The organism is Bacillus sp. AM 13(2015) (assembly GCF_001518755.1).
GTDB classification, from domain to species: domain Bacteria; phylum Bacillota; class Bacilli; order Bacillales; family Bacillaceae; genus Bacillus; species Bacillus safensis.
On the sequence record NZ_LKCP01000082.1, the window covers coordinates 75,791 to 87,919 of the forward strand.

14 protein-coding genes and 1 riboswitch are annotated in these 12,129 nt (G+C 39.4%); of the genes, 11 read left to right on the plus strand and 3 right to left on the minus strand.

Annotation, left to right across the window (positions count from 1 at the left end; all coding sequences use genetic code 11):
- Positions 1-19 precede the first annotated feature (19 nt).
- Positions 20-190, plus strand: a riboswitch (yybP-ykoY riboswitch).
- Positions 191-221: 31 nt separating this feature from the next.
- From AOQ70_RS14020 to AOQ70_RS14030, 3 genes are all read left to right on the plus strand, one after another.
- Complete coding sequence (locus tag AOQ70_RS14020; protein WP_059376906.1) at positions 222-1,013, plus strand: TerC family protein; 792 nt, start codon at positions 222-224, stop codon at positions 1,011-1,013.
- A 215-nt stretch (positions 1,014-1,228) separates the two neighbouring features.
- Positions 1,229-1,984 carry an RNA polymerase sigma factor SigI gene (sigI, locus tag AOQ70_RS14025; RefSeq protein ID WP_039178045.1) on the plus strand — a complete coding sequence of 252 codons (756 nt, stop codon included), beginning with the start codon at positions 1,229-1,231 and terminating at the stop codon, positions 1,982-1,984.
- Positions 1,981-3,159 carry an anti-sigma-I factor RsgI family protein gene (locus tag AOQ70_RS14030; protein WP_059376908.1) on the plus strand — a complete coding sequence of 393 codons (1,179 nt, stop codon included), beginning with the start codon at positions 1,981-1,983 and terminating at the stop codon, positions 3,157-3,159. The genes sigI and AOQ70_RS14030 overlap by 4 nt, the downstream gene beginning before the upstream one ends.
- Positions 3,160-3,195: 36 nt before the next feature.
- On the opposite strand, the gene AOQ70_RS14035 is transcribed toward AOQ70_RS14030, so the two are convergent.
- Together AOQ70_RS14035 and AOQ70_RS14040 are read right to left on the minus strand one after the other, a co-directional pair.
- Entirely contained in the window at positions 3,196-3,393 is a 198-nt protein-coding gene (locus AOQ70_RS14035) for an alpha/beta-type small acid-soluble spore protein (protein WP_034281522.1), read from the minus strand.
- Between the two features lie 123 nt (positions 3,394-3,516).
- Positions 3,517-4,233: a DUF1836 domain-containing protein gene (locus AOQ70_RS14040; RefSeq protein ID WP_039178049.1), complete on the minus strand. Its 717-nt coding sequence runs from the start codon at positions 4,231-4,233 to the stop codon at positions 3,517-3,519.
- 279 nt (positions 4,234-4,512) lie between these two features.
- On the opposite strand from AOQ70_RS14040, the gene htpX reads away from it, so the two are divergent.
- The 5 genes from htpX (at position 4,513) to AOQ70_RS19770 (ending at position 7,857) form a co-directional block, all read left to right on the plus strand.
- Complete coding sequence (gene htpX, locus AOQ70_RS14045) at positions 4,513-5,412, plus strand: protease HtpX (protein ID WP_059376910.1); 900 nt, start codon at positions 4,513-4,515, stop codon at positions 5,410-5,412.
- A 145-nt stretch (positions 5,413-5,557) separates the two neighbouring features.
- Positions 5,558-6,904: a TrkH family potassium uptake protein gene (locus AOQ70_RS14050; protein ID WP_082672267.1), complete on the plus strand. Its 1,347-nt coding sequence runs from the start codon at positions 5,558-5,560 to the stop codon at positions 6,902-6,904.
- A 97-nt stretch (positions 6,905-7,001) separates the two neighbouring features.
- The gene (locus AOQ70_RS14055; RefSeq protein ID WP_039178055.1) at positions 7,002-7,520 is read left to right on the plus strand and encodes a DUF421 domain-containing protein; all 519 of its coding nucleotides are present in this window, start codon (positions 7,002-7,004) and stop codon (positions 7,518-7,520) included.
- A 6-nt stretch (positions 7,521-7,526) separates the two neighbouring features.
- A complete protein-coding gene (locus tag AOQ70_RS19765) occupies positions 7,527-7,691 on the plus strand; it encodes a hypothetical protein (RefSeq protein WP_087975542.1) in 165 nt (54 codons plus the stop codon).
- Positions 7,684-7,857, plus strand: a complete 174-nt coding sequence (locus AOQ70_RS19770) for a hypothetical protein (protein WP_175297136.1) — start codon at positions 7,684-7,686, stop codon at positions 7,855-7,857. Before AOQ70_RS19765 ends, AOQ70_RS19770 begins: the two co-directional genes overlap by 8 nt.
- Positions 7,858-7,884: 27 nt before the next feature.
- Here AOQ70_RS19770 and AOQ70_RS14060 read toward each other — a convergent pair whose 3' ends face one another.
- Positions 7,885-8,904 carry an acyltransferase family protein gene (locus AOQ70_RS14060; protein WP_059376912.1) on the minus strand — a complete coding sequence of 340 codons (1,020 nt, stop codon included), beginning with the start codon at positions 8,902-8,904 and terminating at the stop codon, positions 7,885-7,887.
- Positions 8,905-9,197: 293 nt separating this feature from the next.
- Here AOQ70_RS14060 and AOQ70_RS14065 point away from each other — a divergent pair, with 293 nt between their 5' ends.
- The 3 genes from AOQ70_RS14065 to AOQ70_RS19775 all read left to right on the plus strand — a co-directional run bounded on the left by AOQ70_RS14065 (position 9,198) and on the right by AOQ70_RS19775 (position 12,128).
- Positions 9,198-11,408 carry a PAS domain-containing sensor histidine kinase gene (locus AOQ70_RS14065; protein WP_039178058.1) on the plus strand — a complete coding sequence of 737 codons (2,211 nt, stop codon included), beginning with the start codon at positions 9,198-9,200 and terminating at the stop codon, positions 11,406-11,408.
- A 1-nt stretch (position 11,409) separates the two neighbouring features.
- Positions 11,410-11,901, plus strand: coding sequence for a methylated-DNA--[protein]-cysteine S-methyltransferase (locus AOQ70_RS14070; protein WP_059376914.1), 492 nt, complete (start codon positions 11,410-11,412; stop codon positions 11,899-11,901).
- Between the two features lie 89 nt (positions 11,902-11,990).
- Entirely contained in the window at positions 11,991-12,128 is a 138-nt protein-coding gene (locus tag AOQ70_RS19775) for a hypothetical protein (RefSeq protein ID WP_186304662.1), read from the plus strand.
- Position 12,129: the final 1 nt, after the last annotated feature.

Genomic DNA, 12,129 nt, shown 5'->3' on the forward strand with positions numbered 1-12,129 from the left:
AAGTAATCTAAATATTCTAAATCCCGCCAAAGGGGAGTAGCGTCCGGTTTTTACCGGAAACAAAGTCGTCATTACATGGACTGATGTTCATCGGCTTTGTTGGCATGATTCTACATAACACATGTCTAGCAAGACCTTTGCCATTACAGGCAAAGGTCTTTTTTGCATTCATAAGCCTTTGTCTGTTGTGGGACAATAGATAAAAACAAGGAGGAATGATGATGGATGCAGCCATTATTTTAGAGTACGGGTGGGTTCTACTCGTACTGATTGGATTAGAAGGGATTTTAGCAGCTGATAACGCGCTGGTCATGGCCGTGATGGTCAAACACCTTCCTGAAAAACAAAGAAAAAAGGCACTGTTTTACGGACTTGCAGGTGCGTTTGTCATGCGATTTGGTTCTCTGTTTCTTATTTCGTTTTTAGTGGATGTATGGCAAGTTCAAGCCATTGGCGCAATTTATCTTCTTTATATTTCCATTCACCATATTTTAAAATCGCACGTATTTAAGAAAAAGGAAACTGAAACAAATATGAAACAAAGCGGCTTCTGGGCAACAGTCGTGAAAGTAGAGCTTGCCGACATTGCTTTTGCTGTTGATTCCATTTTAGCGGCAGTCGCTTTAGCTGTGACACTGCCGAAAACAAGTCTTCCGCAAATCGGTGGACTCGATGGCGGTCAATTTATTGTCATTCTTTTAGGCGGTATATTGTTGCTTGTTATTATGCGATTTGCAGCAACGGTCTTTGTGAAACTGCTCAAAACAAGACCGAGCCTAGAAACAGCAGCATTTGTCATTGTCGGATGGGTGGGTGTGAAGCTCACGCTTTATACACTGTCACATCCAGCCATTGGGGTCGTATCGTCTCATTTTATCCATTCAGCATTATGGAAAATCATTTTCTGGACCGTGCTTCTCGCAATTGCAGCATTTGGCTGGTTTTTATCAAGTCCATCAAGAAAAGGCGGGCAGGAAAACGAGGAGAAACAAGAGGCACGCCTGGGAGAGTAGTTTTTTTGAAAGAAATATCATTTCATTTTCATAACACGTATATTACAAATAAGGGGGAGATACCCCCTTATTTCTTTGCTTTTAGACGAAACATTGTAAAGTAGATGATGACATACATGTCATAATTGAGTAACAGGAAATGAATTCCTCATTTCTTCCTTTGCGCTTCCCTCATAAATTAGCTATCATAAATGAGTAATATAGGGAGAACTGAGGTGAAACCATTGCTTAGCCTTTTGTTTAAAAAAGGAAAGAAAAAGCAAACATTAGAGCAGTCGGCTATCAGTATTCAACAAGGTGATAGCGAACTGCAAAATGCATTAATAGAGCAATACAAACCATTTGTCGCTAAGACGGTTTCATCCGTTTGTAAACGATATATAGATGAAAAAGATGATGAATTCAGCATAGGCTTAATTGCCTTTAATGAAGCGATAGAAAAATACTCTGCCGAAAAAGGAAACTCACTGCTTGCTTTCGCAGAATTAATTATTAAAAGAAAAGTGATTGACTATATTCGAAAAGAAGCAAGAAATGCGCCAACGGTTCAAATGGACCTGCAAGAAAGTGAGAATGGTGAATACTCTCAAAGCATGATTGAAGCAGAGCTCTCTGCAAATGAATATAGGCGTTTAATTGAACAAGAACATAGAAGAGAAGAGATTGAACATTTTAAAGAACGACTGAAAGTATACGGTCTCACGTTTCAAGAGCTGCTTGAGCATTCACCAAAGCATGCAGATGCCAGGCAAAATGCCATTAAAGTAGCCCATACACTCGTTGAACACGATGAGCTGAGAACGATTTTATTTCAGAAAAAACAATTGCCGGTCAAACAGCTGGAAAAGCTAGTGGAAGTCAGCCGCAAAACGATTGAGAGAAATAGAAAATATATCATTGCGATGGCGATCATTATGACAGGTGATTATGTGTATTTGAAAGATTACCTTAAAGGGGTGCTTAATTCATGAGAAGAGGCATTATAGTAGAGAAAAACAAAAAATATGTCACGCTGCTGACCCCTGATGGACAATTTCTGCGGACAAAATATGAAGAGCAAAACTATGAAATCGGCCAAGAAGTGACATTTCCAAATGAATCACGTCTTGAAAGAAAAAGAGCCGGTTTTTTTGACCTGCTTCGTTTACGTCCGTTAAATGCAGGAATTCTATCAATAGCAGCGATTATTGTCGTAATTTTTACTATGATGCCATCTTTCTCAAGTCAAAAAGCATATGCGTATATGACAATTGACATTAACCCAAGCTTTGAGCTGAAGCTTGATCACAATTATCAAGTGATCGGTGTCACACCGCTGAATAAAGATGCGAAGCAAGTACTGGCGAGTATGAAGGATTTAGAAAAAAACGACATGACCAAAGTCGTGCAGGAAATTATAGATGACTGTGACAAAAAAGGATATGTGAACGACTCTAAAAGTATTTATATTTCAACCGTTTATGAAAACAAGCAGGACAATACATATAAAACAAACGTAAAAAGCAAAATTAACACCATTTCTGGTGAATATCAAAAACGCAATTATAAGCTGGAAACTGTGGAAAGTGACCTGGAAACAAGGGAGAAAGCTCAAAAGGCAGGCATTTCAACAGGAACATATATTAGAAATCAAGAAATGCAAGACAAAGAACATGAAGATATCAAAAAGGATGAAGACGCAGCAGAGAACGATGCTGTGAAGGAAGAAGATCCTAAGAAACATGATGAAGAACAAGCAGATCAAGACAAACAAGAAGACGTAAAAACAGACGATGGCAAAGAGATGCAGCCAGATCAAGAGGCTCCAGAAGCTGAGGACAAAGAGCAGAAGGAAGCAGAGAGGGAAGAGCAAGGATCTGTTCAAAAGCCTCAAAAACCTGAGGATGAAAGCAAAGACAACAAAATAAAGGAAGAAAAGGTTCCTTCTTTCGATAAAGAGCAAAAAAAAAATCACTCAACTGATCGTGATGAAAGAAGACACTGGAACGGACCATCACGTGGTGATGCGGAAAAACACGCAAAAAAAAACGGCAGGGATCTGAACAATCCTTCCGCTGAACAAAAAAGAGAACATGCAAAGCAAAAAGGGAAAGGTGCACCGTTTCCTTATCGCGAGAACCGGCATGAGCACACATATGAACAATAAAAAAACGCCAGAATAGCTCCGGCGTATTTCACCATGTCATGATTTAGATTGATTGCCCATTTGTGATTGAGCTTGTTGAACGAGTCTTTTTGTGATTTCACCACCAACAGAACCGTTAGCACGTGAGACTGTATCTGAACCGAGAGTGACGCCAAATTCTTGCGCGATCTCGTATTTAAATTGATCTAAAGCTTGTTCTACTCCAGGAACAAGAAGTTGATTTCGATTTGCCATGTCATATTCCTCCTTTCACCTCATGTTTGTTGCGCCTTCTTATTTTGAAAAAAACGGCGTGCAATTATGCTGGCAATTGCTGTACAAAAAAGCCGAGGTGATGGAAGTCACCTCGGTTGTTATTCATCCCTTATTCAGCTGCAGCGTATTATACATCATTTCTTGAGCTGTGCTTTGCAAATGAGAAGTAAAGACAGAGAAGACGGTAGAACTGATAATCCCTTTAATCAAATGCCATTGGCTCTTCGTCAATTCTGTAAACTCGTCATGGAGCTTGTCTGTCTGCTCCTCGGTTATTTCTCGTAAATTTGTTTCCTTTAATGGAAATTGTGTATGGTGATAAATAAAATCAAGGACGTGCGCATATGCTTCATAAAAACGGATTGGACTAATAATATCATCTGTTCGATCTGTGATGGTGTTAAATAACGCAGATAAGATCACACGAATGGTATCGAAGTCAAAAACTGATTTTAAATCCCTGACAATTAATAAAATAACGACCTGATCAATAGAGTATTTTTTGCCAAGCTCTGGATGGCCAATCATATCTTTAATATCACGTTTGATCCAATTTTGAATCGCCGTCGATTTAAGAGAAGTCAGCTCACACAAGTTGCCAAGCTCAACAATTTCATTTGTAGACAGACCATGCTCTGATTTTTGCTTCCGCCGTTCAAGCTTCTCAAAAAAAGACGGGATCTTTAATTCATCATAGTCATGATCCTTGCCATTTTTTACAGATAGTTTCAAAAGCTGAAGCGGAGTCAGATCTCCCTCTCCTTTTAGAGAATACAGAAGTCTTGTCATGTCAATTCTCGTTAATTTAAAAGTAACCATGTTCCACCTCATTTGTACGTCAAAACGTGATTATTGATCTAATTCAACATCATAGTCTCTTTTTGATGAAAATGCAAAATAAACTCAAAATCAAAGCCGGCGCGTCACAATTTGTTCACTTTTATGCTGGGGCAAATGTCGTAAATATTGATGTGACGGGGCTTTAGCCGTTATGATAAACAGAGAAAGTGATTCCTTTTTCCTTGCAATTTGAGACGTTTATTTTTATAATTTTATTAATAAGTTCATTTGAACTTAATATGACAGCGGAGGTTATGTATGGGTAAGAGAATATTTCTGTTTATATTAACGAACATTCTTGTTATCACTACGATTGGTATTGTACTGTCGGTTATTAGTGCAGCAACTGGTGTTGGTTCTTATATAGGAGCAGACGGTGGAATTAATTTTGTTGCACTGCTTGTATTCAGTGCAGTTGTTGGTTTTGTTGGCTCGTTTATGTCACTTGCAATGTCTCGTTGGATGGCAAAAATGATGATGGGTGTACGTGTGTTAAATCCAGAAAAGGATTCATTAACATATGATGAGCAGCAGCTTGTTGACCGCGTGCACAGACTTTCAAGAGCAGCAGGCCTTTCTAAAATGCCTGAGGTTGGTATTTATCAATCATCTGAAGTCAATGCATTTGCAACAGGTCCTTCGAAGAGAAGATCACTTGTTGCGGTATCAACTGGATTGCTTCATGAAATGGATGATGCAGCAGTTGAAGGTGTAATCGCCCACGAAGTCGCTCACGTTGCAAATGGTGACATGGTGACGATGACGCTGCTTCAAGGAATCGTCAACACGTTCGTTGTCTTCCTTTCAAGAATTGCGGCATGGATCGCAAGCCGTTTTGTTTCACGTGAAGAGCTTGTGCCGATTGTTCACTTTATCGCTGTGATTGTTTTCCAAATCATTTTCTCTATCCTAGGAAGTCTTGTCGTGTTTGCATATTCTAGACACCGTGAATTCCATGCAGACCGCGGCGGAGCCGACCTTGCGGGTAAAGATAAAATGATTCATGCGCTTCGTTCACTTGAGGCGTACACGTCAAGAATCAAAGATGATGATCAAACAGCAGTCGCTACGCTAAAAATCAGCGGTAAACGAAAAGCTTCTCTTTTCTCAACACACCCTGATTTAAACGAAAGAATCAGAAGACTGGAAGCAAAATAAGAAGGACGAAAAGACATTCTTTTACAGGATGTCTTTTTTCTTTTTGATGAAAAAGAAAATAAAGCATAAAATAGCTTTAAAATCATGTCTCTTTTCATTAAAATGATAAAGGTATTCGAAAAGATAGATAAAAGAAGGAATGACAATGAATCCTATAAAAAAGCTAATTGACCGGCTGTCAGCGTTTCAGTTGATTGCCCTTTATTATTTTCTTGCTGTAACCGTGTCGCTTATTCTTCTCAGCCTTCCAGTGGCTCATCAAGAGGGAGTCAAATGGACATTCATTGATGCCTTATTCACAGCGGTGAGCGCTGTAAGTGTCACAGGACTGACTGTTGTCGACACCTCACAAACATTTAGTGTCACAGGGATGTGGATCCTTGCGTTTGTTCTGCAAATCGGAGGCATTGGCATTATGACACTCGGTACCTTCGTATGGCTTGTCATGCGAAAAAGAATTGGGATTAAAGAAAGAAAACTTATCATGGCAGATCAAAACCAGAGCAATTTATCTGGAATTGTAAAACTAATGAAGCAGGTCTTATATTTAATTTTACTGATTGAGTTTGTCGGCGGGCTGATATTAAGCATGTATTTTCTCAAATATTATGATGTGCAAGGAGCTTTCTTACATGGCTTCTTCTCGAGTATTAGTGCGACAACCAATGGGGGCTTCGATATTACGGGGAGCTCGCTTATCCCTTACAAAGATGATTATTTCGTCCAGTTTATTACAATGCTGCTGATCATCTTTGGAGCGATTGGTTTTCCTGTGCTCGTGGAAGTGAAGGATTATTTGTTCAATCAGGACCGAAAGCACGCATCGTTCTCATTGTTTACAAAAATCACAACGCTCACGTTTGGCGGTCTTGTCGTTGTTGGAGCGCTTGGAATCTATGCACTTGAAGCCGGGTTTAGCTTCGTAGGGAAAAGCTGGCACGAAATCTTGTTTTACTCTTTGTTTCAATCGACTGCAACAAGAAGCGGGGGGCTGACAACGTTAGATATTACGCAGCTGACCGAACCGACGCTTTTATTTTTATGTATGCTCATGTTTATCGGGGCTTCCCCAAGCTCTGTGGGGGGCGGAATTCGGACAACTACGTTTGCCCTTAATTTACTCGCATTGTTTCATTATGCTAGGGGAAATAAGTCCATAAAAATCTTCAAGAGGGAGCTTCATCAAGCGGATATTAATAAATCCCTTATGGTGACCATGATGGCCTTTATTTTGGTTTTTGGCGCTACGTTCCTGTTATCCTTAACAGAGCATAATACACTTCTTGAAAATTTATTTGAAGTTTGCTCTGCTTTCGGAACAACGGGACTGTCGCTTGGGATTACATCAGATCTCACTGTGTTTGGTAAATGTATCATCATGGTTGTCATGTTTATTGGACGGATCGGTATTCCAAGCTTTTTATATTTAATCGGCCGAAGAGAAAGCGAAGCGAATTATCATTATCCGAAAGAGCGCGTCATCATTGGCTAAACAGCATTCAATTTGAATGCTGTTTTTTTATTTCCATTATCTAACTGGCTAAATCACATGGGATGTTCGCAATCTATAGGTAAGAGGTGAACGAGACGTGCTGGATGTGTTATGGAAAGCAATTGTCATGCTGCTAGTTGGTACCTTGCTGCTGAGAATAGCAGGGCCTAAATCCATTAGTCAATTAACTGTACAACAAACAGTGATTATGATTTCAATCGGATCGATTATTATCCAACCCTTTATTGAGCATAATTTACTTGAAACCATTTATGCAGCTACCATCTTTATTGTGGCACTTGTCATTATGGAAAAACTGTCGATTCAATCTGATTTCTTTGAAAAGTTGCTTTCAGGCAAATCGGTCGTGATTTTACAGGATGGCGAAATGCTTGATCATAAGCTGAAGAAAACAAGGCTCACAAGGGACGAATTTAGAATGCGTTTAAAGCAGCAAGGCATCACTGACATCAGCAGTCTCAAAAAAGCCACGCTAGAAGCCAATGGACAAATTGGCTATGAGTTAAAACCTGAGGAAAAGCCAGTGACGGTCAAGCAGATGAAGGAATTCCTTGACCAATTAAGAGAAGAACTAAACCTGCCAAAAAAGGACTGAATTCAGATGAAAAGAAAAGCAGCGAAAAATGAAGCATTAACAAATAATATGACACCGACAGAAAGCATGGCACATGATCAAGGGCAAACCCAATTTGACGAACAATCAAGAGATCGTCAGGCAAACCGTAATTCTCATAAAGGGAAACAAGGGGGAGCATCTCGTGACTAAGAAGCATATGAAGAGCAAAGAGATGAAGGATCATAAAAAGCCGATGGACCCAGATATTTTAGAAGAGGAATTTGGCAGTGAGCTTGGAGATATCAACAGCAGCAAATGGATTGATACGTTGATGAAGCCAAAGAAAGATGCTGCATGTAAACAGAATAAGAAATAGAAAAAACGATCCAATAAGGATCGTTTTTTATTTGATATAACTCCCTTGCCTGCCGGTGATCGTTCGCATGAAGTTGTTCATTTTGAGCTCAATCACTGGCTGTGCAACGGTTTTAACAAAAGTGCTAGACAGGGTAAAGGTTAACAGAATGGTCAGCAGCAATAAAATAAGAACACTTGCTGCATTTAGCGCCCAGTCATCAAACCAAGTGGTTCTTAGCAGCTTGATCACAAAGCCATGTAATAAATAAACATATAACGTTCTTGTTCCCCATTTTGTAAAGAAGAAACGGCGTGTTGGAACTAATGCAAAGAAGCTGAATGTAGCACCAAATGCAAGCAAATACCAAGCCATTCGTTTCATCGCCGCAATCATTCCTTCATCTCCTAGAGAAGCATACGACTTTGAGCCAAATAAGAAGGAATAATCAAATTCATAGAAGTAGCAAAACAGGAAGACAGCAATCAATACAAAAAGTGCTGCCAGTTTTCCTTTGCTTGTACGAATGAATTCAAAATGCTGCTTTTTTAAATAAAATCCAGCTAAAAACATAGGCAAAAAGACAAACGTACGTGATAAGCTGAGTGTATTGCTGATGCTGTCCACATAACCGACAAGTAATGCAATCGATAAACTGACGATCATCGCCCAGTGGAACGGTAGTTTTGAAAAAGGAATAAGCAGCAAATTCCAAAAGAATAAACTAATTAAAAACCATAAGGACCATTGCGGATCAATTGGATTTAAATTGGTTATGCTTTGATCCTGTAATAGGTAATAGTAAACCGAATAGATCACCTGAAAGATTAAATATGGGATGATCAGCTTAACGGCGACTTTTTTCATAAAGCCCGGTTTTCTAAAACCTTTTGCAAAAAAGCCAGAAACTAAAATAAAGGCGGGCATGTGAAAGGTATAAATAAACTTGTATAAATAGAGCATCCAGTCATTATCGTGAATGAATGATCGTAACAAATGACCAAAAACAACTAGAAAAATCAGAAGGAATTTTGCATTATCAAAATAACTATCTCGTGAAGATGCCATAACATCACCTTTCCTGCTCGATTTCAAACATAAATGTTCTAAGTGCACTGTTCCCTTATTTGCCCCATTCTAAAATACATTTTCGCTTAATTCGCTATTTGATGTGAAATTGTAGAACGGTTGTAAAAGAAGCGTAAGAAAAGTGAATTGTTATACAATCCTGTCATCCAAATGAAATAAATGAGACAGTCTTCGTGTAAAAAGTTATCTTTTTTTATGAGTCGAATGAAGGAACAATGAAAATATTGTAGAAATATTGTAGAGGAATGAGGCTGGAAAAGGAGTGTAAGAGAATGACTGAAACGCTCGATGGCAATAGATTAACCCCTGCAGGAGATATCAGAAAATTAGAAAAAGAGAACGAATATTTGCGAACTGAGTTGATGCAGCAAAAAATGCTGTTAAATAAGACGCTAGATGCCATTTTTATATTTGATCAACACCTCAACATCATCCAAGCCAACGAAGCAACATGCAGGCTTGTACAGACACCGAAAGAAGACCTCCTCAATAAATCCGTTCTAGATTTCCTATACGGCATCCCGAAAGATAAAGTTGAATGCTCACTCGATCTATTTTTTCGAAAAGGTACGTTAAAAAGAGAAATCTCCATTCAGCTTGAAAGTGGTGAAACAAAATACATTGAATTTGTCGCAGAGCATGACACGATGAATCAGCAATATATAGTGGTCATGCGAGACATTTCTTCAAAGAAAATATTAGAACGAGAACGCTCCATGAATGAGCAGCTGTTCAAAGATTTGTTTGACCGAGCCATTGACGGGATGGTCATATTTGATCAGGATGGCTGCATGATTGATGCGAATCATTCTTTTTGTCAGAGCTTTGAGCTGCAAAAGACTGATTTAACCGATCGGTATTTGCATGAATTTGTTGAAGGAGATAATCTTCCAGCTTTGCAGCATCTTTTAACGTCACTTAAAGAAACAGGGAAAGCAAAAGGGGAGCTTCCTGTTACCCTTCAATCTGGCCAGCAAAAATTATTCGAACTCACCATTACATCAAATGTGATGAGTGGTTTTTATATGTCCATCATGCGGGATATTACAGAAAAAAGACTGATGGAAGAGAAACTGTTAAAAAGTGAAGAACGCTTTAGAGAAATTTTCGAAAATGCAATGGATGCCATCATCATATGGGCGGATGATGGAGAGATTGTGAGAGCCAATGAATCAGCCTGTCGAATTTTTGAATTACCGATGCACTCGCTGATTGGCAAAAAACTTACCGACTTTCTCGTCAAATCTGATAAGAGATATAGACCAACAAGAAGACGCTATATCCGCAATCATGAAATAAGGGAAGAGCTATTGTTCAAAATGGCAAATGGGCAGTATAAAGAGCTTGAGTTTACATCAAAACATGCGGTATTAGAAGGACAGCACCTAACCATTTTACGTAATGTAAGTGATCGAAAAAGAATGGAGCAGGAACTGCGCGAAAGTGAGCTCAAATTCCGTAAAGTATTTAATGGGTCAATGGACGGCATTGTTCTTTTTGATAATCAATACCGAATCATTGAAGTCAATCCATCTGCAAGCGAGCTGCTTCAATTGAAGGACGATCATTTAACAGAAATGAATCTTTTCCACATCCTTGCCCCTTATCAAATTGAAAATTTGGCTCAACCAGCCGAGGCGATGTCATTAGATGAAATGGACAATGAGGTTCCGTTTGTACTGAACCATCCAGATCAGCGTATACTGGAATTCTCTTTTAAACGTAACATTATCCATAATATGAATTTGGCCATCTTTAGAGATGTGACAGAGCGGAAGGAATTAGAAGAGCGGGTGAGAAAATCAGATACCCTTCATGTGGTCGGAGAGCTTGCTGCTGGAATTGCTCATGAAATTAGAAACCCGATGACAGCATTAAAAGGCTTCATTCAGCTATTAAAAGGAAATATTGAAGGGGAGTATTCGCTCTATTTTAATGTCATCACATCAGAGCTGAAAAGAATAGAATCCATCATCACTGAATTTTTGATTTTAGCGAAACCGCAAGCCATTGTATATGAAGAAAAAAATGTGGTGCAAATTGTGAAGGATACGATGGATCTCCTGCACGCACAAGCGAATCTTGGCAATGTTCAAATGCATCTCAATGTGCTGGACGAGATACCACTGATATATTGTGAACAAAACCAATTAAAGCAGGTCTTTATTAACATTTTAAAAAATGCAATTGAAGTCATGCCGCGCAAAGGAAATGTCTATGTGAGCATTCAGCGAAAGGGCGAGGAGCATATTGTCATTTCACTTCGTGATGAAGGCTGCGGAATGGCGGAGGATAAGCTAAAGCGTCTAGGTGAGCCTTTTTATACAACGAAAGAAAGAGGAACTGGACTTGGGTTAATGGTTAGTTATAAAATTATTGAAGAGCATCAAGGAACCATTGAGGTAGAAAGTGAGGAAGGCGTAGGAACCGTCTTCCATCTCACGCTTCCACTAAGGCAGCAGAAACAAGAAGGAGAGCAGTAACGTGTATTATACCGTCTATCACGCACCCATCGGGGCATTATACATACTAGAAAAGGACGGTGCCATCATCGAGGTGATGTTTGATGATAAGCCGTTTTTAGCAAAAAAGCAGGCAGTGAATCTAAAGCAAGCAGATACGCCTGTCTTACAAGAAGCGAAAAAGCAGCTAGATGAATATTTCAAGGGAGAGCGTCAAGTGTTCGATCTCCCGCTCAAGCAAACAGGTTCTCCGTTCCAAGAGCAGGTGTGGGGAGCATTGTCGGCCATTCCATATGGTGAATCAAAAAGCTATGCAGACATTGCAGAAGCGATAGGCAATCCCAAGGCTGTAAGAGCCATCGGACAAGCTAACAGACGAAATGCATTACCTATTTTTATTCCGTGTCACAGGGTGATTGGAAAAGACCGGTCTCTGACGGGCTATGCAGGATCGAAGACAGACATGAAAGCGGTCCTCCTTGAATTAGAAGGCATCCCATTTGTTCAAAAATAAATCGATTGACCTGTTCCGAATTTTTCCTGAGCGACATATCCTTTTATTAAGCTAAAAAAGTTGGTTGAGGGAAAAAGGAGGGCGCTGGCATGTTTTGGGGCAAAAAAGGTAAAGTGTATGCCGTTACGTCACTATGTGTCAAAATGAACGTTTTGACGGAAGAACAGAAAAAAGAAATCTTAACAAAAACGAATCAAGAAACAAAAAAGCGCGGTGCTCTTAAATGAC